Origin of the sequence: Streptomyces sp. NBC_00190 (assembly GCF_036203305.1) — a bacterium.
In the GTDB taxonomy this organism is placed as follows: domain Bacteria; phylum Actinomycetota; class Actinomycetes; order Streptomycetales; family Streptomycetaceae; genus Streptomyces.
On record NZ_CP108131.1, the window covers coordinates 4,139,714 to 4,158,986 of the forward strand.

At 73.1% G+C, this 19,273-nt stretch carries 17 protein-coding genes; 6 read left to right on the forward strand and 11 right to left on the reverse strand.

The features are described 5' to 3' along the window. The first annotated feature begins 10 nt into the window (after positions 1-10). Positions 11-772 carry a TrmH family RNA methyltransferase gene (locus OG429_RS19910; RefSeq protein WP_328926636.1) on the forward strand — a complete coding sequence of 254 codons (762 nt, stop codon included), beginning with the start codon at positions 11-13 and terminating at the stop codon, positions 770-772. Here the strand turns inward: OG429_RS19910 and paaN are convergent. Then, on the reverse strand, positions 769-2,451 hold the full coding sequence (gene paaN, locus OG429_RS19915; RefSeq protein WP_328926637.1) for a phenylacetic acid degradation protein PaaN: 1,683 nt from the start codon (positions 2,449-2,451) through the stop codon (positions 769-771). The genes OG429_RS19910 and paaN overlap by 4 nt on opposite strands. A gap of 124 nt (positions 2,452-2,575) precedes the next feature. Between paaN and OG429_RS19920 the strand changes: the two genes are divergently transcribed. Both OG429_RS19920 and OG429_RS19925 read left to right on the forward strand, forming a co-directional pair. Then, the gene (locus OG429_RS19920) at positions 2,576-4,105 is read left to right on the forward strand and encodes a 3-hydroxyacyl-CoA dehydrogenase (protein WP_328926638.1); all 1,530 of its coding nucleotides are present in this window, start codon (positions 2,576-2,578) and stop codon (positions 4,103-4,105) included. Beyond that, positions 4,102-4,689, forward strand: coding sequence for a TetR/AcrR family transcriptional regulator (locus OG429_RS19925; protein WP_328926639.1), 588 nt, complete (start codon positions 4,102-4,104; stop codon positions 4,687-4,689). Before OG429_RS19920 ends, OG429_RS19925 begins: the two co-directional genes overlap by 4 nt. 79 nt (positions 4,690-4,768) lie before the next feature. On the opposite strand, the gene OG429_RS19930 is transcribed toward OG429_RS19925, so the two are convergent. Then, complete coding sequence (locus tag OG429_RS19930) at positions 4,769-5,329, reverse strand: Lrp/AsnC family transcriptional regulator (RefSeq protein WP_405679398.1); 561 nt, start codon at positions 5,327-5,329, stop codon at positions 4,769-4,771. A 202-nt stretch (positions 5,330-5,531) separates the two neighbouring features. On the opposite strand from OG429_RS19930, the gene pdhA reads away from it, so the two are divergent. The 3 genes from pdhA to OG429_RS19945 are packed head-to-tail and all read left to right on the forward strand — an operon-like array spanning position 5,532 to position 9,033. Then, positions 5,532-6,668, forward strand: a complete 1,137-nt coding sequence (gene pdhA, locus OG429_RS19935) for a pyruvate dehydrogenase (acetyl-transferring) E1 component subunit alpha (RefSeq protein ID WP_328926640.1) — start codon at positions 5,532-5,534, stop codon at positions 6,666-6,668. Next, on the forward strand, positions 6,665-7,684 hold the full coding sequence (locus tag OG429_RS19940) for an alpha-ketoacid dehydrogenase subunit beta (protein ID WP_328926641.1): 1,020 nt from the start codon (positions 6,665-6,667) through the stop codon (positions 7,682-7,684). The genes pdhA and OG429_RS19940 overlap by 4 nt, the downstream gene beginning before the upstream one ends. Continuing rightward, complete coding sequence (locus OG429_RS19945) at positions 7,684-9,033, forward strand: dihydrolipoamide acetyltransferase family protein (protein WP_328926642.1); 1,350 nt, start codon at positions 7,684-7,686, stop codon at positions 9,031-9,033. Before OG429_RS19940 ends, OG429_RS19945 begins: the two co-directional genes overlap by 1 nt. Positions 9,034-9,129: 96 nt before the next feature. Here the strand turns inward: OG429_RS19945 and OG429_RS19950 are convergent, their stop codons facing one another. The 9 genes from OG429_RS19950 to OG429_RS19990 all read right to left on the reverse strand — a co-directional run bounded on the left by OG429_RS19950 (position 9,130) and on the right by OG429_RS19990 (position 19,135). Continuing rightward, positions 9,130-10,128 (reverse strand): NAD(P)H-quinone oxidoreductase, encoded by a 999-nt coding sequence (locus tag OG429_RS19950; protein ID WP_328926643.1) that lies wholly within the window; start codon positions 10,126-10,128, stop codon positions 9,130-9,132. Positions 10,129-10,154: 26 nt separating this feature from the next. Then, positions 10,155-11,255 (reverse strand): potassium channel family protein, encoded by a 1,101-nt coding sequence (locus tag OG429_RS19955; protein ID WP_328926644.1) that lies wholly within the window; start codon positions 11,253-11,255, stop codon positions 10,155-10,157. Next, on the reverse strand, positions 11,243-12,544 hold the full coding sequence (locus OG429_RS19960) for a molybdopterin molybdotransferase MoeA (RefSeq protein WP_328926645.1): 1,302 nt from the start codon (positions 12,542-12,544) through the stop codon (positions 11,243-11,245). Before OG429_RS19960 ends, OG429_RS19955 begins: the two co-directional genes overlap by 13 nt. Then, positions 12,541-13,410, reverse strand: coding sequence for an NTP transferase domain-containing protein (locus OG429_RS19965; protein WP_328926646.1), 870 nt, complete (start codon positions 13,408-13,410; stop codon positions 12,541-12,543). The genes OG429_RS19960 and OG429_RS19965 overlap by 4 nt, the downstream gene beginning before the upstream one ends. Positions 13,411-13,587: 177 nt before the next feature. Then, the gene (locus OG429_RS19970) at positions 13,588-14,127 is read right to left on the reverse strand and encodes a bacterial proteasome activator family protein (RefSeq protein ID WP_328926647.1); all 540 of its coding nucleotides are present in this window, start codon (positions 14,125-14,127) and stop codon (positions 13,588-13,590) included. Positions 14,128-14,222: 95 nt separating this feature from the next. Next, a complete protein-coding gene (locus tag OG429_RS19975; protein ID WP_328926648.1) occupies positions 14,223-17,072 on the reverse strand; it encodes an ABC transporter permease in 2,850 nt (949 codons plus the stop codon). Continuing rightward, positions 17,069-17,815: an ABC transporter ATP-binding protein gene (locus OG429_RS19980; RefSeq protein WP_328926649.1), complete on the reverse strand. Its 747-nt coding sequence runs from the start codon at positions 17,813-17,815 to the stop codon at positions 17,069-17,071. Before OG429_RS19980 ends, OG429_RS19975 begins: the two co-directional genes overlap by 4 nt. 24 nt (positions 17,816-17,839) lie before the next feature. Beyond that, on the reverse strand, positions 17,840-18,517 hold the full coding sequence (locus OG429_RS19985) for a PadR family transcriptional regulator (RefSeq protein ID WP_328926650.1): 678 nt from the start codon (positions 18,515-18,517) through the stop codon (positions 17,840-17,842). A gap of 84 nt (positions 18,518-18,601) precedes the next feature. Then, positions 18,602-19,135 (reverse strand): hypothetical protein, encoded by a 534-nt coding sequence (locus tag OG429_RS19990; RefSeq protein ID WP_328926651.1) that lies wholly within the window; start codon positions 19,133-19,135, stop codon positions 18,602-18,604. Positions 19,136-19,273 lie beyond the last annotated feature (138 nt).

Here is a 19,273-nt window from a genome sequence, read left to right on the forward strand (position 1 = left end):
GGGTCGGGGTATGAGTGAGGACCAGAGCCCCGAAGAGATCGTGCGGCAGTGGCGGGAGGCCGTCGAGCGGGGGGATCTCGTCCTGCTCGACGGGTTCCACGCGCTGAAGCACGCCCTGCGGTTCGGGGCCGATGTGCGCATGGCCGTCGCCGACGACCCCGGGGCGGTACGGGCGCTCGCCGGCGAGCTGGCCCCGGACGTCGAGGGGGACGTGGCCCGGCTGGTGCGGCCGGCGTCGCTCAAGGGGCTGCTGCCCCGCGTGCACCCCACCGGGGTCGCCGCCCTCGCCGTGCGGCCCGACAGGGACGCGGGGCGGGCCGGGCTCGACCGGATGCCGCGCCACGCGCCCGTCGTCGTACTCGACAACCCCCGCAACCTCGGCAACGTCGGAGCCGTCGTGCGGCTCGCCGCGGGCTTCGGAGCCACCGGTGTGGTGACCCGCGGCGACCTCGACCCCTGGCACCCGAACGTGGTCCGGGCCGGGGCCGGGCTGCACTACGCCACCACCGTCGACCGGCTGGAGCTGGACGAACTGCCGCCCGGGCCGCTCTACGCGCTCGACCCGGAGGGCGAGGACATCCGCACCCTCACCCTCCCGGACGACGCGCTGCTCGCCTTCGGCTCGGAGAGGCACGGCATCTCACCCGAGCTGCGTGAACGAGCCGACCACCTGGTCGCACTTCCGATGCGGCCGCAGGTCTCCAGCTACAACCTGGCCACCAGCGTGGCCATGACCCTGTTCCACTGGGGCGGGCCCAAGGACACGGCTTAGCCCTGGCGGCGGACCTCCACCACGCGGAAGCGGTTCGACACGAAGGCGCCGTCGCACAGGGCCGCGTTGGCCGCCGGGTTGCCGCCCGAGCCGTGGAAGTCCGAGAACGCCGCGGTCTGGTTGACGTACACCCCGCCGGTGAGGTTCAGGGAGAGCTGCGCGGACTCCTCCAGGCAGACCTCCTCGATCGCCCGCTCGGTGTCCGCGGACGTCGTGTAAGCGCCCACGGTCATGGCGCCCTTCTCGCGGACCGTACGGCGCAGGAGGTCGAGGGCGTCGGCGGTCGAGTCCACCGCCACCGCGAAGGACACCGGGCCGAAGCACTCCGAGAGGTACGCCGCGTCCGGGTCGGGCTTGGAGGCGTCCAGCTTCACCATGACCGGCGTGCGGACCACCGCGTCCGGGAACTCAGGGTTCGCGACCTCGCGGGAGGCCAGCGCGACCTCGCCCAGGCCGGCCGCCGCTTCCAGCCGGGCCTTGACGTCCGGGTTGACCAGCGCGCCCAGCAGCGCGTTGGCCCGGGCGTCGTCGCCCAGCAGACCGCCGACCGAGGCGGCGAGATCGGCGACGACCTCGTCGTACGTCTTGTGCCCGGCGTCCGTGGCGATGCCGTCGCGCGGGATCAGCAGGTTCTGCGGGGTGGTGCACATCTGGCCGCTGTACAGCGACAGGGAGAACGCCAGGTTGGAGAGCATCCCCTTGTAGTCGTCCGTGGAGTCGAGGACGACGGTGTTGACGCCCGCCTTCTCCGTGTAGACCTGCGCCTGGCGGGCGTTGGTCTCCAGCCAGTCGCCGAACTCCGTGGACCCGGTGTAGTCGATCAGCTTGATCTCGGGGCGGAGCGCGAGGGTCTTGGCGATGCCCTCGCCCGGGCGCTCGACCGCCAGCGCGACCAGGTTCGGGTCGAAGCCGGCCTCGGCGAGGACCTCTCGGGCCACCTGGACCGTGAGCGCCAGCGGGAGGACGGCGCGCGGGTGCGGCTTCACCAGCACCGCGTTGCCGGTGGCCAGGGAGGCGAACAGGCCCGGGTAGCCGTTCCAGGTGGGGAAGGTGTTGCAGCCGATCATCAGGGAGATGCCGCGCGGGACCGCCGTGAAGGTCTTGCCGAGCTCCAGCGGGTCGCGCTTGCCCTGCGGCTTCGACCAGTCGGCCTGCCCGGGGACACGCGTCTGCTCCTCGTACGCGTAGGCCACGGCCTCCAGGCCGCGGTCCTGCGCGTGCGGGCCGCCCGCCTGGAACGCCATCATGAAGGCCTGCCCGCTGGTGTGCATGACCGCGTGGGCGAACTCGTGCGTGCGGGCGGAGATGCGCGACAGGATCTCGATGCAGACCAGGGCGCGCGCCTCGGGACCCGCGTCGCGCCAGGCGGCCATGCCGGCCTTCATCGCGGGCAGCAGTACGTCCGGGTCGGCGTGCGGGTACTCGACGCCGAGAGCCGGGCCGTACGGGGACACCTCGGCGCCGGTCCAGCCGTCCGTGCCGGGCTGCCCCAGGTCCAGCCGGGTGCCGTGGAGGGCTTCGAAGGCGGCGAGGCCGTCGGCCGGGGCGGTCTCCCCGTAGGCCTTGGGGTGCTCGGGATGCGGGGACCAGTAGGCGCGGCTGCGGATCGCCGACAGGGCCTGGTCCAGGGTGGGCCGGTGCTTGGCGGACAGCTGGGGGACGGTGAGCTCGGCGGCCATCAGGGACCAACTCCTCGTTGAGCCGGGCGAAGGAGAGCAGACTGGAGTTAGAGTAACCGAACGATCGGTCGGGACAAGAGGGCCCGGCGGACCTGTGGATAAGTCGGTGCGGGAGGATCAGGACATGACAGCAATCGAGCGGTCCCGCACTGTGGCGGTCGTCGGCGCGGGCACCATGGGCCAGGGAATCGCCCAGGTCGCCCTTCTCGCAGGTCACCGCGTGCTGATCTACGACATCGACGCCGCCCTCGCCGCCGACGGCGTCGGCATGGTGCAGGACCGCGTCGAGCGGATGGCCGCCAAGGGCCGCCTGGATCGCGCCGAGGCCGAGGACGCGATCGGCCGGATCGGTTCGGCGGAAGTCCTCGCCGACCTCGCCGGGGCCGCGCTCGTCATCGAGGCGGTGGTCGAGAACGTCTCCGTCAAGCAGACGCTCTTCGCCGCACTCGAAGACGTGGTTTCGCCGGACGCGCTGCTGGCCACCAACACCTCCTCCCTCTCCGTCACCGAGCTCGCCGCCGGTCTCGCGCACCCCGGCCGCTTCCTCGGCCTGCACTTCTTCAACCCGGCCCCGCTGCTCCCGCTCGTCGAGGTGGTCAGCGGTTTCGCGACCGACCCGGCCGCCGCCGAGCGCGCGTACGCCACGGTCCTCGGCTGGGGGAAGACCCCGGTGCGCTGCGCCGACACCCCCGGCTTCATCGTCAACCGGATCGCCCGCCCCTTCTACGCCGAGGCCTTCTCGGTGTACGAGGAGCAGGGCGCCGACCCGGCCACCATCGACGCCGTGCTCCGCGAGAGCGGCGGCTTCAAGATGGGCCCGTTCCAGCTGACCGACCTGATCGGCCAGGACGTCAACGAGGCCGTGACCCGGTCCGTGTGGGAGTCCTTCTTCCGCAGCCCCAAGTTCACCCCCTCCCTCGCGCAGCGCCGGCTGGTCCAGTCGGGCCGCCTCGGCCGCAAGTCGGGGCACGGCTGGTTCCCGTACGGCCCGGACGCCGCCGTGCCGCCGCCGCACACCGCCGCGCCCGAGGACGCCCCGGACAAGGTCACGATCGTCGGCGACCTCGGGCCCGCGGCGGAGCTGGCCGACCTCCTGGAGGAGGCCGGGATCGCGGTCGACGCCACCGGGCAGGGGGGCCCGTACATCCAGCTGCCCGGCGAGGGCCAGCTGGTCCTCGCGGACGGCAAGACCTCCGTGGAGTTCGCGGACGTCGTCTACTTCGACCTCGCCCTCGACTACCGGGGCGCCACCCGCATCGCGCTCTCCGCCAGCGAGGACACGAGCGAGCGGACCCTCGCCGAGGCCGTCGGCCTGTTCCAGAAGCTCGGCAAGAAGGTCTCCGTCATCGGCGACGTGCCCGGCATGATCGTCGCCAGGACCGTGGCGATGCTGATCGACCTCACGGCCGACGCGGTCGCACGCAGCGCCGCCACCGCCGAGGACATCGACACGGCGATGAAGCTCGGCGTCAACTACCCGCTCGGACCGGCCGAATGGCACGACCGGCTCGGCCGGGACTGGGCCTACGACCTGCTGCACCACCTCGACGAGCGCTGTCCCGGCGGACGGTACGCGCCCTCGCTGGCGCTGTTCAAGCTGGGCTACGCCGCCGGTGAAGAGGACGGGACGGACGAGGCGGGGGAGACCGAGTGACCACGGCGAAGCGGGACACGTACACCCCCGAGACCCTGCTGTCCGTCGCCGTCCAGGTCTTCAACGAACGCGGCTACGACGGCACCTCGATGGAGCACCTCTCCAAGGCCGCGGGCATCTCGAAGTCCTCGATCTACCACCACGTCACGGGCAAGGAGGAGCTGCTCCGGCGCGCCGTGAGCCGCGCCCTCGACGGGCTCTTCGCCGTCCTGGAGGAGCCGGGCGCGATACGCGGCCGGGCGGTGGACCGCGTGGAGTACGTGACGCGCCGCACGGTGGAGGTGCTCGTCGGCGAACTGCCGTACGTGACCCTGCTGCTGCGGGTCCGCGGCAACACGCGGACCGAGCGCTGGGCGCTGGAACGCCGCCGCGAGTTCGACCACCAGGTCGCCGACCTCCTCAAGGCCGCCGCCGCCGAGGGCGACCTCCGCGCGGACGTGGACATCCGCCTCGCCACCCGCCTGCTCTTCGGCATGGTGAACTCCCTGGTCGAGTGGTACCGCCCGCACCCGGGCACGGGCCCCGACCAACTCGCGGACGCGGTGGTCACCATGGCCCTGGACGGCCTGCGGACCGCTCGCTGACCACTCGCCGACCCCGGTGGGTGGACCACGGCGCCCCGGGAACGGCCTGCGGGCCGTCCCGGGGCGCCGTCGCGTCCGGCTACTCCTCGGTGAGCGCCGTGGGCCCCGCCGGACCCGGGCCCGTGTCCAGCAGATCCGTTTCCTCGAAGACCAGCAGGGTGCGCGTGGAGAGGACCTCCGGGATGGCCTGGAGCCGGGTCAGGACCAGTTCGCGCAGGGTGCGGTTGTCCGGGGTGTGGACCAGCAGCAGTACGTCGAAGTCGCCGCTGACCAATGCGATGTGCGCGGCGCCCGGGAGCTCGCGCAGCTGTTCGCGGACCGTGCGCCAGGAATTCTGGACGATCTTCAGCGTGATGTACGCGGAGGCGCCCTGACCGGCGCGTTCGTGGTCGACGCGGGCCGTGAACCCGCGGATCACCCTGTCGTCGATGAGCCGGTTGATGCGGGCGTAGGCGTTCGCGCGCGAGACGTGCACCTGTTCCGCCACCGAGCGTATCGACGCGCGGCCGTCCGCCTGGAGCAGTCGCATGATGGATCTGTCGATCGGGTCCAGGGGACGGGGTGGCACGGATGGGACTCCAGAGGTACCCCCCGGCGGGACCGGTGCGGAACCCGCTCCGGCCATTTGTTCATCCGGCATTGCCCGATGCCTCCCTCTTCTGGACGTCCTGCATCCATCCCAGGGCCCCGGCGCCAGTTTGTCCACAGCCTGGAGCCGCCTGTAGCCAAATTGCGCGAACGACCGAACAATCGGTAGGTGAGGCGCCTCACATTCCCCCGGCCACCGCCGGGGGTGTCCCCGGAGCGCCCAGTCGACTTCCCACGAGGAGGTGTACGCCGCCATGACGGTCCAAGAGCTGCCCGGTGCCGGTGCGTCCCACCGTCCCACCCCGCCGCCCGCCTGGAGGCCCCGTACGGACGCCGCTCCGCTGCTGCCGGACCCGGAGCCCTACCGGGTGCTGGGCACACCGGCGGCCGACCGGCTGGACCCCGCGCTGATGCGCCGCTGCTACGCGGAGCTCGTGCGAGGCCGCCGGTACAACGCGCAGGCCACCGCGCTGACCAAGCAGGGGCGGCTCGCCGTCTACCCGTCCACCGTGGGCCAGGAGGCCTGCGAGATCGCGGCGGCACTCGTCCTGGAGGACCAGGACTGGCTCTTCCCGAGCTACCGCGACACCCTGGCGGCCGTCGCGCGCGGGCTGGACCCCGTACAGGCGCTGACGCTGCTGCGAGGCGACTGGCACACCGGCTACGACCCGCGCGAGCACCGCATAGCCCCGCTCTCCACCCCGCTCGCCACCCAGCTGCCGCACGCGGTGGGCCTGGCGCACGCGGCCCGCCTGCGCGGCGACGACGTCGTCGCCCTGGCCATGGTCGGCGACGGCGGCACCAGCGAGGGTGACTTCCACGAGGCGCTGAACTTCGCCGCCGTCTGGCAGGCGCCGGTGGTCTTCCTCGTGCAGAACAACGGCTTCGCGATCTCCGTCCCGCTGGCCAAGCAGACCGCCGCCCCGACGCTGGCCCACAAGGCCGTGGGGTACGGGATGCCCGGCCGGCTGGTCGACGGCAACGACATCGCGGCGATGCACGAGGTGCTGACCGAGGCCGTCCGGCGGGCCCGGGCAGGCGGCGGCCCGACCCTGATCGAGGCCGTCACCTACCGGATGGAGGCCCACACGAACGCCGACGACGCCACCCGCTACCGCGGCGATGCCGAGGTCGAGGCCTGGAAGGCGCACGACCCGGTCGACCTGCTGGAGCGCGAGCTGACCGCGCGCGGGATCCTCGACGAAGCGGGCATCCAGGAGGCGCGTGACGCGGCCGAGACGATGGCCGCGGAGCTCCGCGAGGGGATGAACGCGGACCCGGTGCTGGACCCGATGGACCTCTTCGCGCACGTCTACGCGGAGCAGACCGGCAGGCTGCGCGAGCAGGCGGCCATGCTGTGCGCCGAGCTCGACGCGGAGGGAGACGCATGACCACGGTGGCGGCGAAGGCGGCGAAGTCGGGGGCCAAGCCCGCGACGATGGCCCAGGCACTGACCCGGGCGATGAGAGACGCGATGGCCGAGGACCCGACGGTCCACGTCATGGGCGAGGACGTCGGGACGCTCGGCGGGGTCTTCCGGATCACGGACGGCCTGGCGAAGGAGTTCGGCGAGGACCGCTGTACGGACACCCCCCTCGCGGAGGCGGGGATCCTGGGCGCGGCCGTCGGCATGGCCATGTACGGGCTGCGGCCGGTCGTGGAGATGCAGTTCGACGCGTTCGCGTACCCGGCGTTCGAGCAGCTGATCTCGCACGTGGCGAAGATGCGCAACCGTACGCGGGGCGCGATGCCGCTGCCGATCACCATCCGCGTGCCCTACGGCGGCGGGATCGGCGGCGTGGAGCACCACTGCGACTCCTCCGAGGCGTACTACGTGGCGACGCCCGGCCTGCACGTGGTGACCCCGGCGACGGTCGACGACGCGTACGGCCTGCTGCGCGCGTCGATCGCCAGCGACGACCCGGTGATCTTCCTGGAGCCGAAGCGGCTCTACTGGTCGAAGGCCGACTGGTCGCCCGAGGCGCCGACGGCCGTGCCCGGGATCGGGAAGGCGCTGGTCCGGCGTACGGGCCGGAGCGCGACCCTGATCACGTACGGGCCCTCGCTGCCGGTGTGCCTGGAGGCGGCCGAGGCGGCGCGCGAGGAGGGCTGGGACCTGGAGGTCGTGGACCTGCGCTCGCTGGTCCCCTTCGACGAGGACACGGTCGTGGAGTCCGTGCGCCGGACCGGGCGCGCCGTGGTCGTCCACGAGGCGAACGGCTTCGGCGGACCGGGTGCGGAGATCGCCGCCCGGGTCACGGAGCGGTGCTTCCACCACCTGGAGGCTCCGGTGCTGCGGGTGACGGGCTTCGACATCCCGTACCCGCCGCCGATGCTGGAGAAGCACCACCTGCCGGGAGTGGAACGGATCCTGGACACCGTCGCGCGCCTGCAGTGGGAGAACTGATGCCGCAGGTCATGGAGTTCAAGCTGCCCGATCTCGGTGAGGGCCTGACCGAGGCCGAGATCGTGCGCTGGCTGGTGGCGGTGGGCGATGTCGTCGCCATCGACCAGCCGGTCGTCGAGGTCGAAACGGCCAAGGCGATGGTGGAAGTGCCCTGCCCGTACGGCGGCGTGGTCACCGCCCGTTTCGGGGAGGAGGGGCAGGAGCTTCCTGTCGGGGCCCCGCTGATCACCGTGGCCGTGGGTGCGGAGTCGATGCCGGAGGCCCCCGAGGCCGCGCAGGCCCCGGAGGCTGATGCCGAAGGCTCCGGCAGCGTGCCCCGGCCCCTGATCGGCTACGGCACGGACCACTCGCGCCCGGCGCGACGGCGACGGGTGCGACCCGTCACCGCCGCGGTGTCGGCGCCCGTCGCGGCTCCGGTCGCGGCCCCGGCTCCTGCCCCGGCTCCCGTTCCCGTCGCGGCGGCTCCGGCCGCTCCGGCGGGTCCGGTGCCGGTGATCTCGCCGCTGGTGCGCAAGCTGGCCAAGGACAACGGGGTCGACCTGCGTGCCCTTCGCGGGTCGGGTCCGGAGGGCCTGATCATGCGGGCGGACGTCGAGGCGGCGCTGCGCGCACCCGAGCCGGTGGCGGCGGTCGCGGCCGCGGCACCCGTCGCCGCGACCGCGGGTGAACGGATTCCGCTCAAGGGAGTGCGCGGGGCGGTCGCCGAGAAGCTGTCGCGCAGCCGGCGGGAGATCCCGGACGCCACCTGCTGGGTCGACGCGGACGCCACCGAACTGATGGCGGCCCGGGCCGCGATGAACGCCGTGGGCGGGCCCAAGATCTCGGTGCTCGCGCTGCTGGCGCGGATCTGCACGGCCGCGCTGGCCCGGTACCCGGAGCTCAACTCCACCGTGGACCTGGAGGCGAAGGAGATCGTCCGGCTGCCGTCCGTGCACCTGGGCTTCGCGGCCCAGACGGACCGGGGGCTGATGGTCCCGGTGGTGCGCGACGCCCATACGCGCAATCCGGAGTCCCTGTCGGCGGAGTTCGCCCGGCTGACGGAACTGGCGCGGGCGGGGAAGCTGGCTCCGGCCGATCTGACGGGCGGCACGTTCACCCTGAACAACTACGGGGTGTTCGGGGTCGACGGTTCCACGCCGATCATCAACCACCCGGAGGCCGCGATGCTCGGGGTGGGGCGGATCATGCCGAAGCCGTGGGTCCACGGTGGGGAGCTGGCGGTCCGCCAGGTCGTACAGCTGTCCCTGACGTTCGACCACCGGGTCTGCGACGGCGGGACGGCGGGCGGGTTCCTCCGCTACGTCGCCGACTGCGTGGAGTCCCCGGCGGTGCTGCTGCGCAGCCTGTAGTCCGGCGGGGACGGGGTGGGGCGGGGCCGTTGCGCGGCGCCTCCCCACCCCGTCCTTTTCCGGAACTGGCCCCGAACCGGGCCCCGAACCAGGGGCTCAGTCCGTCGCCGTCCCCGTCGGCGCGACGAGCAGCAGCTTGCCCACATGGCTGCTCGACTCCATGACCCGGTGCGCCTCGGCGGCCTCCGGCATCGGGAACGTCGCATGCACCACCGGCCGCACCCGCCCCGCCGACACCAGGGGCCACACGTGCTCCCGTACGGCCGCGACGATGGCCGCCTTCTCCTCCAGTGGCCGGGCCCGCAGGGAGGTGGCGGTGATCGCGGCCCGCTTGGCCAGCAGCGCGGCGAGGTTCAGTTCGGCCTTCACGCCGCCCTGGAGCCCGATGACCGCCAGCCGGCCGTTCACGGCGAGGGCGTCCACGTTCCGCGACAGGTACTTCGCGCCCATGATGTCCAGGATCACGTCCGCCCCGGCTCCGCCCGTCGCCGCCCGTAGCTCGGCCACGAAGTCCTGCTCGCGGTAGTCGATCAGGATGTCGGCGCCCAGCTCCTTGCACCGCGCGAGCTTCTGCGGACCTCCGGCCGTCACCGCGACCGTCGCGCCCACCGCCTTCGCCAGCTGGACCGCCATCGTCCCGATGCCGCTGGATCCGCCGTGCACCAGCAGGGTCTCGCCGGGACGCAGCCCGGCCACCATGAACACGTTGGACCACACGGTCGTGACGACCTCGGGCAGCGCGGCCGCCGTGACCAGGTCCACGCCCGCCGGGACGGGCAGCAGCTGGCCGGCCGGTACGGCCACCTTCTGCGCGTACCCGCCGCCGGCCAGCAGGGCGCACACCTCGTCGCCCACCGACCAGCCGGACACACCCGGACCGACCGCGGAGATCCGCCCGGAGCACTCCAGCCCCGGGTACTGGGAGGCCCCGGGCGGAGGGTCGTAGAACCCCTGGCGCTGGAGGATGTCGGCGCGGTTCACGGCGCTCGCCGCGACCTCGACGACGACCTCGCCCTCGCCCGCCACCGGATCGGGTACGTCGGTCCAGACGAGGGCCTCGGGGCCGCCGGGCTGCTCGATGGTGATCGCATGCATGGCCCGGAGGCTACGCGAAGCGGCGGCTACTGCGCAGGACCCAGTATCACCGGCGGCGAAGTCGGCGGTGCCGCCCGCACGATGGTGATGAGACGGTCCGTCAGCTGCAGCGGGCTCGCGTGCGGGTCGTCGTACGGGAGCAGCCGGTGCCCGCGCAGCACGCTCACCACCAGGTCGTCGGTCTCCCGTACCGACTTGCCCACCTCGGCCCGGTTGACGGGCCGTTCGACGAGGTCGAGGCCGCTGCCCTGCTGGATCAGGTCCTCCATCACGGTGCCCGCGCTGGGGCTGAGGACGGAGAGGCCCAGCAGCCGGCCCGCCGCGCTCGCGCTCGTGATCACGGCGTCCGCGCCGGACTGCCGCAGCAGCGGCGCGTTCTCCTCCTCGCGGACCGCCGCGACGATCTTCGCGCCCCGGTTGAGCTGCCGCGCCGTCAGCGTGACCAGCACCGCCGTGTCGTCCCGCTGGGTGGCGATGACGATCTGCCGGGCCTTGTGCAGCTCGGCGCGGAGCAGTACGTCGGAGCGGGTGGCGTCGCCGACCACGCCCGTGAAGCCCTCCGCGTTGGCCATGTCGATCACCTTGGTGCTGGGGTCGACGATGACGACCTGCTCCTTGGCCAGGCCGGTGGTCAGCAGCGTCTGCAGGGCCGAGCGGCCCTTGGTGCCGAAGCCGACGACGACCGTGTGCTCGCGCAAGTTCTTCCTCCAGCGGTTCAGCCGCCACTCTTCCCTCGTCCGCTCCGTCAGGACTTCCAGGGTGGTACCGACCAGGATGATCAGGAACAGCACGCGCAGCGGCGTGATCACCAGGATGTTGATCAGCCGTGCGCTGTCGCTGTACGGGACGATGTCGCCGTAGCCCGTCGTCGACAGCGTCACGGTGGCGTAGTAGAAGCAGTCGAGGAGGTCGACCTGCTCGTTGGCGTTGTCGTGGTAGCCGTCGCGGTCCAGCCACACGACGAGGACCGTCAGGAAGAGCACGAACAAGGCCATCAGGAGGCGCTTGCCGACCTGCCTGAGCGGCTTCTCGACGACGCGCCGGGGCAGCTTGATGCGCCGGGAGACGAGTTTCTCGTCGGCGCCACGGGCCATGGCGTCGGAACCGTGAAGTTTCACGTGAAACATCCTCCCGACGCCCACGGCAGATCCAGGATCTCCAGCTCCTGCCCCGACCGGGCGCCGTGCGGCGGTACGACGGCCAGCGCGTCGGCGGCCGCCACGCCGCGCAGCATGGCGGGGCCGTTGTAGCGCAGCGGCACCGCGTGCTCGCCGCTCAGCAGGACCGGGACCAGCCGGGTGTCGTGCGGGTGGCCCGGTACGTCGCCTTCGACCGTGGCCGTGCAGCGGGGCCGTCGGCGGCGGCCGGCCAGGGCGCGCAGCAGCGGATCGGCCAGGGTCAGCAGCCCGGAGACGGCGGCCAGGGGGTTCCCGGGCAGCCCGACCAGGTGCCGGACCGTGTCCCGGCCGGGGGCCTCGCCGATGCGGGCCAGCAGCATCGGGTGGCCGGGGCGTACGGCAACGCCGTCGACCAGGAGTTCGGCGCCGGCCCGGCGCAGTACGGGGTGGACGTGGTCGACGGGCCCGGAGGCGGTGCCACCGGTGGTGACGACGACATCTGCGGCGGAGGTGGTGACGGCCTTGAGGAGGGCCTCGGCCCCCGCGGGGTCGTCGCCGAGCCGCCGCGTGCCGATGACCTCGGCGCCGAGGCGGGTGAGCCAGGGGCCGAGCATGGGGCTCAGCGCGTCGCGGATGAGGCCGTCGTGCGGACGGCCTTCGGTGAGGAGCTCGTCGCCGAGCACCAGGATCTCCACGCGGGGCCGGGGCCGGGTGGTCAGCCCGTCGTACCCGGCCGCCGCGGCGAGGCCCAGCACGGCGGGGGTGACCAGGGACCCGGCGGGCAGCAGCAGGTCGCCGGAGCGGCACTCCTGGCCGCGCGGGCGGATGTCCTGGCCGGTGTGGACGGGGCGGGCGGCGAAGAGCTGCGTGCCGCTCTCGCGGCAGTGCTCGCTGCGGATGACGGCGGTGGTGTCGGCGGGGATCCGGGCGCCGGTGGCGATCTGGACGGCCTCGCCGTCCGCGAGGGGCTCGGGCCGCCCGGAGCCTGCCAGTACGCCGTCACCGGCGCGGATGGTCCACGGGCCGGGACCGGCGACGGCCCAGCCGTCCATGGCGGAGGTGTCGAAGGAGGGCAGGTCGGTCAGGGCGTCCAGGGGCTCGGCCAGCACCTCGCCGAGGGCGTCCGGGAGGGGGACCTGGTGGGTGCGGGCCCGCACCCCGCTCCCGGCGTGCACGGCGATGTCCCGGGCCCGCGCCCAGACGCTGGCGCGGTGGCCGCCGGCGCCGCCCGCCTCGGGGGCGCGACTGACCAGGGCCAGGGCCTGGTCCAGCGCGTGTTCGGCGTCGGTGGGGGTCATCCGGAGCCGTTCTCTCGAGATGTGGCGTCGGCCTCCGCCTCGGCGGCCCAGCGCAGCGCCAGATCGGCCGCCTTGCGGGAGGCTTCGGCGACGGCCTGGGCAGGGTCGGCTCCGGCGGCCTCGGCCCGCGCCGCCGCGTAGCCGACCAGGAAGGTGGTCAGCGGTGCGGCGGGCCGGGCGACGCCGTGTGCGGCATCGCGGGCGAGGTCGAGCAGGGCCTTGGTGTCGACGGGGAGGTCGAGGCCCAGCTCGTTCTTGACGGCGGTGATCCATTGGTCCAGCACGGTTCCATGCTCCCTGATCCGGGCGCGGGCGGCGGCAAGATCTTCCCAGGTGTCGCAGTCGAAGGAGGCGAGCGGCTGCGCCGCGACGCGGGCGAGGTCCAGTTCGGCGGTGACCGCGCGCAGCGGGAGCCCGGCGAGGCCGCCGTGCTCGGCGGCGAGGAGGGCCAGCTCGCGGCGGAGCGGTTCGGCCCGGTAGACGGCGATGAGCGGCTGGTCCCGGCCGGTCGGATCGCGCAGCAGCGCGCCGTCGCGCCCGCCGGGCGCGGTCAGCAGGGACCGTACGGTCGCCCGGTCCAGGAACGGCAGGTCCGCGGAGAGTACGAGGACCAGCTCGGCGGCGGTCTGCCGCAGACCGGCGTCCAGCGCGGCCACGGGACCGCCGCCGGGCGGATCCTCGCGGGTCCAGCGCACCGGGCGGGCGGTGGCCCGGCGGCCGCCGACCACGACGGTGCTCCGGGCGTCCGGGCAGGCGTCCAGGACACGGTCCAGGAGGGGCCGGCCGCCGACGCTCAGCGCGGGCTTGTCCGCCCCGCCGAGGCGCTGCGCGGCTCCGCCTGCCAGGACGATCGCGTCGTAACTCATGCCCCAGAGTATGCGGCGGGCCCTTCCCGGACGGCCCTTCCCGGACGGCCCTTCGGACGGCCCTTCCCGGACGGCCCTTCGGACGGCCCTCCCCGGCGGGGCCGAAAAGACGGAGGCGGGTCCGCATCGCCGTGAAGGCGATCCGGACCCGCCGTGGTGCTGCTGACCGCCGGGTGGCTAGAGGTACGGGCCCGAGCGGATCGCCCCGTGGCCGCTGTCGTCCTCGTCGTCGTGCGGGGCGCCGGCCGGCAGGGCCCGGCGCATCTGCTCCAACTGGGCCCGTGCCGCCATCTGCTGCGCGAACAGGGCCGTCTGGATGCCGTGGAACAGGCCCTCCAGCCAGCCCACCAACTGCGCCTGGGCGATGCGCAGTTCTGCCTCGGAAGGAATGGCCTCGTTGGTGAACGGGAGGGACAGGCGCTCCAGTTCCTCCACGAGCTCGGGGGCCAGGCCGTCCTCCAGTTCCTTCACCGAGGCGGCATGGATGTCCTTGAGCCGGACCCGGCTCGCCTCGTCGAGAGGCGCGGCGCGTACCTCTTCCAGGAGTTGCTTGATCATGCTGCCGATCCGCATGACCTTGGCGGGCTGTTCGACCATCTCCGTCACCGGGACCTCGCGCGACTCGTCATCGGCGCCGCCGACCGTCATCCCGTCCTGTCCGACGATCAGGACGTGCGGGGGACTGTCCTGCGACCGTTCACTCCTCGGCATCTCCATGCCGTCATTCTCTCGCACACCTTCGTTAGCAGACGGTGTGCCCCCGTACGAGCGTGATCCACCCTGTACGGAGGCAACTCGTCACTCCGTGCTCACTACCCGGCGGCCCGCCGGGCGAGCGCCCCGTTGGACCGGGTGACCAGGGCGGCCAGCAGCGCCGCGCCCAGCGGGACCGCGATCAGCAGCCCGCCGAGGGTCTCCCAGGGCACCGCGATCGGCACGTAGACCTCGGTGTCCGAGGACTCGTACCCCATCGTGATGGCCCGCTCCAGGAACCGTTCCGTCTCGCGGGCCTGGGCGAGCCGGAGTCCGACCGCCGGCAGGATGCCGGCCGCCGAGCCCAGGACGACGCCCATCAGGGCGATCACCCCGCACTGGAAGCCGCTCAGCGTGCGCCGTACCCGCGGGGGCGCGCCGACCGCGGCCAGCGTCTTCAGGTCGGCCTCGGCGTCGGCCTGGGCGAGCCCGGTGGCGATGCCGGCCGCGCCGATGGTGACCAGGCCCGCGAAGATGGCCAGGGCGAGCATCTCGATGCTGTTGTCTCCCTGGTAGCCCTGCTCGATCTTGACGTTGGCGTCCACGCCCATCCTGTCGAAAAGGCCGTCCAGCCGCTGGCGCTGCTCGCTGCTCGGCGCGCCGTCGAGCGCGAAGTACGAGCCGTACGGAGCCGTCGCCATCCCGGCGGCCTTGGCCGTCGCGGCGGGCAGCACGAGCTTGAAGCCCCAGCCGTTGACGCCCTCCGGCACCTGGTAGACGGGAAGGACCTTGTCCTCGCCCGGCGCCTCCTCGCGCTTGCCGCGCGCGTTGTCGGCCGCGTCCGGGTCGGTGATGAGCCGGATGGTGACCTTGCCGTCCTTCACGTTCTGCTTGTCGAAGGAGACGGGCTTGCCCGACTTCAGTGCGGCCGCGGCGCCCGGGTCGGTCACGGCCAGCGCGGTCAGCAACTGCTCGTCGGCGACGACCGCGTCGTTCTCCAAGAAGTTCTGGTGCCGGGGCATCGCGCAACGCCAGTCCTTGCGCAGCTCCTTGACCTGCTCGGGGGTGAAGTCCGCGGGTCCGTGCGGGGATTCGGAGAACGGGCACCGCTGATCCTTGGGCACGACGATCTCGGCGCGCCCGCAGCCGGCGTCGTTCGAGTACGAGTCGCAGCCCGGCCTGCCGACGACCAGGCGCTCCACGTCGGCCCGTACGGACGGCGAGAACTCCTTGGACAGGGCTTCGCGCACGGCCGGCACGTCCTTGTAGGCGCTGTTGTCGGCGAGCGAGACCACTCCGGCGTTGCGCGGCAGGTCTGCGACGTACTCGTGCCGGGACTGGACGTCCTGGCTGTGCTGGTACGTCGCCACCGCGACGGTGCCGGCCACGGCGGCCAGGACCGCGGCCACGGCGGGCGCCGTGCGCCCCCGGTTGCGCACGGCGTCGCGCAGCGCGAGCCGCGGCGACAGCGGCAGCCAGCGCCCGATCCGCCCGAAGAGGCCGACCAGCACCGGCGTGAGGGCGACCACGCCGAGCTCGGCGATGGCGCTGCCGCCCGCGATGACCAGGGAGCCCATCTCGGACACCGTGCCGTACAGGGCGATGGCGGCGCCGCCCGCGAGGGCGATCAGGCCGATGACCGGCAGCACCCGGTTGGCCCGGCGGATGCCGCGGCGCCCGGTGAGCGAGGCCAGCACGGTCTGCCGCGAGGCGGTGACCGCGGGGGCGATGGCGGCCAGCAGGCCGGTCACCACGGCGAGCAGGGCGATGGCGGCCAGCTCCAGCGGACGGAGCTCGAACCCGCCCCAGCGCAGGCCGAGGTACTCCTCCAGCAGGGGCCGCAGCCCGAGGGTGAGGGCGATGCCGATGACGGTACCGACGACGGCGGCGGCGGCGCCGATGACCAGGCCGCCGGAGAGCACGATGGCCCGGATGTGCCGCCGGTCGCCGCCGTTGGCGCCGACGAGCCCGAGCTGGCGGCGCGAGCGCCGCGCGCCGACCGCGAAGGCGGGTCCGGCGAGCAGGCAGATCTCCAGCATGGCGAGACCGACGACGGTGGCCAGGACCGCCGTTTCGAGGGCGCGGGACGAGCCGTCGGTGAACCGGTCCTTCGGCTCCTGCGCGTACAGCGGCACGTCGGAATCGGCGGGCTTGTGGAGGGCGACGGCACGCGAGATGGCGATCACGCCCTTGCCGTTGGCCTCCTTGACCATGTTCCACGTGAAACCATCGGCGCCGCCGACCTTCACGAGGTACTTGTCGTCGGCCCGTACCCCGGGCACCCCGGCGGCCTGCAGGGCCTTGTCGACCGGGGTCAGCAGGGTCCCCGGCTGCGCGATGAGCTGCACTTCCTTGAGCGCGTTGGGCAGTTCGTAGGCGCCCACGATCTTGTACTCGTGCTCAGTGCCGCGCGGGTTGACGCTGGAGCCGACGAAGTAGCCGGACTCCTTCAGGAAGGCGGTGGTGGCGATGACCTCGCCCGCCGCCTCGGGCAGCCGGCCCCGGTCGAGGGTCAAGCGGCCCTCCACCAGCGGGCTGTGCGTGTCGATCTCACGCAGGTTGGTGACGAGGAGCCCGTGCGTGGTGCGCAGTTTGGCTTGCCCGGTGCTGTCCTTGACGGCCTGGGCGCCCGCCGGGAGCGACTGCGGCAGCAGTTCCGGGTTCTCCTCCTGGGGTGGTTCGTACGAGTCGTAGCCACCGACCGGAGCGAAGCGCTCGCCGTCCGGGCTCTGGTAGATCGGCACGTTCATGCGGGACAGGCGGAGCTCGGCGTCGGCGGCGCCGAGGCGGCGCTGAAGGTCCTGCTCCACGGAGAGTTGGGCGCTGCGCATCGTCAGGTCCGCCGCACTCACTCCGACGATCGGCAGGGCGATCATCGCGAGGACGAGGATGCTGCGGCCCTTGGAGCGCCAGGCGTCGCGGCGGGCTATGCGGATGGCCGCGACCCAGGAGTGGTACCAGGAGATCACTGGCCGGCCGCCTGCCCCGAGAGGAGGGAGTCGGCCTGGCTGCGCAGCGTCTCGTCGACCACGGTGCCGTCGCGCAGGAAGACCACGCGGTCCGCCCAGGCGGCGAACCGCGGCTCGTGCGTGACCAGGACCCCGGCCGCGCCGGCGTCGCAGCGGGAGCGCAGCAGGGCGAGGACGGATTCGCCGGTCTCGGAGTCGAGGGCGCCGGTGGGCTCGTCGGCGAGGACCAGGCGGCGGTCGCCGACCAGCGCGCGGGCGATGGCCACGCGCTGCTGCTGGCCGCCGGACACCTCGTCGGGGAAGCGGTCGGCGAGCCGGCCCAGGCCCATCTCCTCCAGTGCGGCGAGCGCGGCGACACGGGCCTTGCGGGCGGAGGTGCCGTCGAGTTCCAGGGGCAGGGCCACGTTCTCGGCGGCGGTGAGGGCCGGTATCAGGTTGTAGTCCTGGAAGACGTACCCGATGCTGCGCCGGCGCAGCGCGGCCAGTTCCTTGCGGCCCGCGGTGGTGATGTCGGTGCCCTCGACGAAGACCCGGCCGCTGCTGGGTGTGTCGAGTCCGCCGGCGAGGGTGAGCAGCGTGGACTTGCCGGAGCCGGAGGGGCCCATCACGGCGACGAGCTCGCCGGGGAAGACGGAGAGGTCGATGCCGCGCAGGGCGTGGACCTCGGTGGCTCCGCTGCCGTGAGTGCGGACGAGCTGCTGCAACTGGAGTACGGGGTGCTGGGCGTTGCGCTGATCAGGCATGAAGGGTTCCCCCCTGAAGGCGGTTCAGCCGCGCCGCGTGCGGGCGCTGCGGGGTCGGGCGGTGGTGGCCGGGGCGGCGGCCGGGACGGATTCGTCGGCTTCGGTCCCGGTGTCGGCGGCCTGGGGCGGTGCGGCCGCGGCGGCTCTCCCGTCGGCCGTCAGGGAGAGCCGGACGAGCCGGGATTCGCAGTGGTCGAGCCAGCGGGCCTCGGCCTCGGTCTGGAAGATGAGCTGTTCGAGGACCAGCAGCCAGGCCACGTCGTCGCGTTCGCGGGACCGCCCGCTCTCGACCGCGGCGAGCGCCGTGGCCTTGAGCCGCGTGTAGTCCTGCATCGCCTTGATCGTGGCGTGCCGCTGGGACTGGATGACGGCGCGGATGTCCACGCCGGGAGCGCCCACGGCCATGGCGAGCTTGATGGACAGCTCGTCACGGGGCGGGTTGGCGCGGTCGACGGGGCGCTCGTACCACTCGCGCAGTTCCGTGCGGCCGGTGTCGGTGATGGCGTACAGGGTGTGCCCGGCGGCGTCCTCGCCGCCGGGGGCGACCAGGCCGTCCCGTTCCAGGCGGGCGAGGGTGGTGTACACCTGCCCGACGTTGAGCGGCCAGGTGGAGCCGGTGCGTGATTCGAACTCGGTGCGCAGCTGGGAGCCGTACCGAGGACCCCGTTCGAGGAGGGCCAGAAGGCCGTGGCGGATCGACATACTCAGTATGTATACCGAGTATGTTCACTCTGGGCAACCAACTCCGGTCGTACGTCTGAAGGGGGACGCGCCGGCCGGCGGGGGCTAGAGCCCTCGCCGCAGCCGTACGCCGAGGTAGCCCAGCCCCAGTCCCATCAGGGCGAATCCGGTGCCCAGCGGCAGTATGTGGGCGGCCAGGTCGGCGGCCCGGTCGTTCGGCTCGGTGCCGATCGCCCGGACGACGGCCTCGGGCGGGGTCGGTGCGACCTGCGGCGGGTCGGGGAGCGCGGGGGGATGGAGGCGCGGCGGCCGGACCGGCAGCGGGCGCGAGGCGACCAGCATCTCCGGGTTCGCGGGCTCGGTGGCGGGCCTGCCGGGCCGCTCCCGCCCGGACCCGGCGGCGCTGCCGGCGAGCCCCTCGCGCACGGCGTCCGGCACGTCGTCCAGTACGGGCGCGGGATCGGTCAGTACGGGAACGACGAGCGCGGGAACGGCGAGCGCGGGAGCAGTGAGTGCGGCAGTGGTGAACACGGGAACGGCGAGCGCGGGAACGGCGTACACCGGGCCGACGGCCGCGAACGCGGCGGCGGTCAGGACGGCCCGGGCCAGCCGGCGCGGCGGGCGGAAACCTTGGATCACGGGTGCCCCTCCCGTCCCGAGAGACCGAGCTGTCCCGCTTAGATTTACATAATGGGGCAAAACCGGCATCCCGGGCCCCTTATCGGGTACCCGGGATGCCGGTGTGTCGCGCCCTGACCGGGCCGAGGAGCCTGAGCC

What these genes read in the sequence shown, in the direction of transcription:
- OG429_RS19910 (WP_328926636.1), top strand. Translation starts at nt 11, where the DNA reads ATGAGTGAGGACCAGAGCCCCGAAGAGATCGTGCGGCAGTGGCGGGAG.
- paaN (WP_328926637.1), bottom strand. Translation starts at nt 2,451, where the DNA reads ATGGCCGCCGAGCTCACCGTCCCCCAGCTGTCCGCCAAGCACCGGCCC.
- OG429_RS19920 (WP_328926638.1), top strand. Translation starts at nt 2,576, where the DNA reads ATGACAGCAATCGAGCGGTCCCGCACTGTGGCGGTCGTCGGCGCGGGC.
- OG429_RS19930 (WP_405679398.1), bottom strand. Translation starts at nt 5,329, where the DNA reads ATGCCGGATGAACAAATGGCCGGAGCGGGTTCCGCACCGGTCCCGCCG.
- pdhA (WP_328926640.1), top strand. Translation starts at nt 5,532, where the DNA reads ATGACGGTCCAAGAGCTGCCCGGTGCCGGTGCGTCCCACCGTCCCACC.
- OG429_RS19940 (WP_328926641.1), top strand. Translation starts at nt 6,665, where the DNA reads ATGACCACGGTGGCGGCGAAGGCGGCGAAGTCGGGGGCCAAGCCCGCG.
- OG429_RS19945 (WP_328926642.1), top strand. Translation starts at nt 7,684, where the DNA reads ATGCCGCAGGTCATGGAGTTCAAGCTGCCCGATCTCGGTGAGGGCCTG.
- OG429_RS19950 (WP_328926643.1), bottom strand. Translation starts at nt 10,128, where the DNA reads ATGCATGCGATCACCATCGAGCAGCCCGGCGGCCCCGAGGCCCTCGTC.
- OG429_RS19955 (WP_328926644.1), bottom strand. Translation starts at nt 11,255, where the DNA reads ATGTTTCACGTGAAACTTCACGGTTCCGACGCCATGGCCCGTGGCGCC.
- OG429_RS19960 (WP_328926645.1), bottom strand. Translation starts at nt 12,544, where the DNA reads ATGACCCCCACCGACGCCGAACACGCGCTGGACCAGGCCCTGGCCCTG.
- OG429_RS19965 (WP_328926646.1), bottom strand. Translation starts at nt 13,410, where the DNA reads ATGAGTTACGACGCGATCGTCCTGGCAGGCGGAGCCGCGCAGCGCCTC.
- OG429_RS19970 (WP_328926647.1), bottom strand. Translation starts at nt 14,127, where the DNA reads ATGGAGATGCCGAGGAGTGAACGGTCGCAGGACAGTCCCCCGCACGTC.
- OG429_RS19980 (WP_328926649.1), bottom strand. Translation starts at nt 17,815, where the DNA reads ATGCCTGATCAGCGCAACGCCCAGCACCCCGTACTCCAGTTGCAGCAG.
- OG429_RS19985 (WP_328926650.1), bottom strand. Translation starts at nt 18,517, where the DNA reads ATGTCGATCCGCCACGGCCTTCTGGCCCTCCTCGAACGGGGTCCTCGG.